This is a genomic window from Hymenobacter agri (genome assembly GCF_054778495.1).
The window spans coordinates 1-2,630 of record NZ_BAAGZM010000589.1; the positions used below are offsets into that span (position 1 = coordinate 1).

The following is a 2,630-nucleotide window of genomic DNA, read 5'->3' on the forward strand; positions in this document are numbered from 1 at the left end:
CCGTTTCGGCCGCATCGATATCCTCGTAACCAACGCCGGTGGCCCGCCCGCCGGCACCTTCGATGCGCTGAGCGCCGAGCAGTGGCAAGCCGCCACCAGCCTGCTGCTCAACAGCGTGGTGGAGCTGACGCGCGCCGTGCTGCCCGGCATGAAAGAACGGGGCTGGGGCCGCATCCTCAACATCACGTCCATTTCGGTGAAGCAGCCGGTGGCCAACCTCATGCTTTCCAACAGCCTGCGGGCGGCCGTCACGGGCATGGCCCGCACCCTGGCCACAGAAGTAGCGGCCCAGGGCATCACCGTCAACAACATCCTGCCCGGCTACACCCGCACCGAGCGCGTGGTGGGCCTGGCCGATGCTACCGCCGCCCGCGAAGGCATCTCGCCCGCCGAAGCCACCGCCCGCTGGGAGCAGGAAATTCCGATGCGCCGGCTGGGCGAGCCGCGCGAGTTTGCAGCGTTGGCCGCCTTTCTGTGCTCGGAGCGGGCCAGCTACATCACCGGCACTTCCGTACCGGTAGATGGCGGCTGGATTCGCTCGCTGCTGTAGTGGCAAACCCGCCTGTCATCTATGCCGTCTGTCATCCTGAGCAGAGCGAAGGACCTTATCACGTTCGAACGGCTTGTTCTGGCGCGATAAGGTCCTTCGCTCTGCTCAGGATGACAGATTTCTTGAAACTTTTCCCGCTCCATCTCCTCCTTCCCCTTGACCGAAAACCTCACCCACCGCCAGAAGATGCTCACCTTCGCCGGCATCCTGCTGGCCATGTTTCTGGGCGCGCTCGACCAGACGATTGTGAGCACGGCCCTGCCCCGCATCGTGGCCGACCTCGATGGCCTCGACCGCTTTACTTGGGTGGCCACGGCCTACCTGGTGGCCAGCACGGCGCTGGTGCCCATCTACGGCAAGCTGGCCGATATGTACTCGCGGCGCACCATCGAGATTGTGGCGGTGAGCGTGTTTCTGGTGGGTTCGGGGCTGTGCGGGCTGGCCGGCGAGTTTGGCCCGCTGCCGCTGCTGGGCGATGGCATGACGCAGCTGGTGGTATTCCGGGCCATTCAGGGCTTTGGTGGGGCGGGGCTGTTTGCCATGGCCTTCATCATCATTGCCGACTTGTTTGCGCCGGCCGAGCGGGGGCGCTACCAGGGCTTCACGGGCGCGGTGTTCGGTACGTCGTCGGTGCTGGGGCCGCTGCTGGGCGGGTTTCTGACGGATAAGGGCACCGACCTCATTCCCGGCGTGGCGGGCTGGCGGCTGGTGTTCTATGTGAACCTGCCGCTGGGCGCGCTGGCCCTCTGGTTCATCCTAACCCAGATGCCGCCGCTGCGCCCCCGCACCGAGCCCAAGCCGTTCGACTACCTCTCGGCCGTGCTGCTCATGGCCGGGCTGGGGCCGCTGGTGGTGGCGCTGCAACTCAACCGGGCGCTGTACCCGTGGTCGGGCGCGCTCACGCTGGGGCTGCTGGCGGGCGGCGTGGTGGCGCTGGGGCTGTTTGTGGTGCGCAGCCTGCGGCACGAAAACCCAATTCTCAACTTCGGCTTGTTTAAGAATCCGGTATTCCGGTCGGCCAACGCGGCGCTGTTCTGCATGGGCGGGGCGTTTCTGGGCGTCATCATCTTCGAGCCATTGTTCATGGTGAATGTGCTGGGCGAGTCGGCCACGCGAGCCGGGGCCAGCCTCATGCCGCTGTCGTTGGGCGTAGTCACGGGCTCGATGCTAGCCGGCCAGATGGTGTCGCGCTTCGGCCACTACAAGCGCTGGATGCTGGGCGGCCTCACGCTGCTGCTCGTGGGCCTGAGCCTACTGGCCACCATGCCCCCTACCATCGGCTACTACCAGGTGCTCCTTTACCTGGCGGTGTGCGGCCTGGGCCTGGGGCCCACCATGCCCCTCTACACCCTGGCCATCCAAAACGCCACCGAGCCCGACCTGATGGGCCAGGCCACCTCAGCCAGCCAGTTCTTCCGGCAGATTGGCGGGGCGCTGGCGGCTTCGGCACTGGGCGCGGTGCTCAGTTTCACGCTGGCCCACGAGCTGCCGGCCGCAGCGCCAGGTCCTGCTAGCAGCCAAACCGTGGTAGCCGAAGGGCCGGCGCTGCCGGCGGCGGCCGCTACTGCCGGTGCCAGCCCGGTAGTACGGGCGGCGTTCGCTACGGCGATTCATCGGGTGTATATGGTCGATATTCTGCTGGTAGTGAGCGGTCTGCTGCTCACGCTGCTGGTACCGGAGCTTCCGCTGCGCAAAGCCAACGAGAAAGTGCCGGTAGCGGCAGAGTAGGACCTGGCCATAACGCCGTTCAGCCCGCGCCAGCCGCACTTCCGGCTCATGCCGTACCTTCGCTGCGTTGGTTCTCGGTTTGATTTCCTTCAATCAGCGGACGGTTTTTCATCCGGGCTTCGGCCGGGGTAAAGATTAAAAGGGAATCGGGTGCAACTCCCGAACAGACGCGCTACTGTGAGTTTCCCGGCCTTGTATGGGCCGGAGCCGGTGGCCCCATGCATGCCCATTGGCTCTTGCAAAAGGCCGAGAAGGGCGGGGCCGGCCCGAAACGAGTCAGGAGACCTGCCGGCCGCCGAGTGATGCTGCCCTCGCGCTTTGGGGCTGGCATCGGCGGTGCCGTGCCGCCGCG

At 66.0% G+C, this 2,630-nt stretch carries 2 protein-coding genes and 1 riboswitch; both genes read left to right on the top strand.

What is annotated here, in order from left to right:
• The coding region (locus ACYVDE_RS19800) for an SDR family oxidoreductase (protein WP_460503261.1) at positions 1-550 on the top strand (550 nt) is incomplete at its 5' end.
• A 156-nt stretch (positions 551-706) separates the two neighbouring features.
• Positions 707-2,278, top strand: a complete 1,572-nt coding sequence (locus ACYVDE_RS19805) for an MDR family MFS transporter (RefSeq protein ID WP_460503262.1) — start codon at positions 707-709, stop codon at positions 2,276-2,278.
• 84 nt (positions 2,279-2,362) lie between these two features.
• A riboswitch (cobalamin riboswitch) is annotated at positions 2,363-2,585 on the top strand.
• Positions 2,586-2,630: the final 45 nt, after the last annotated feature.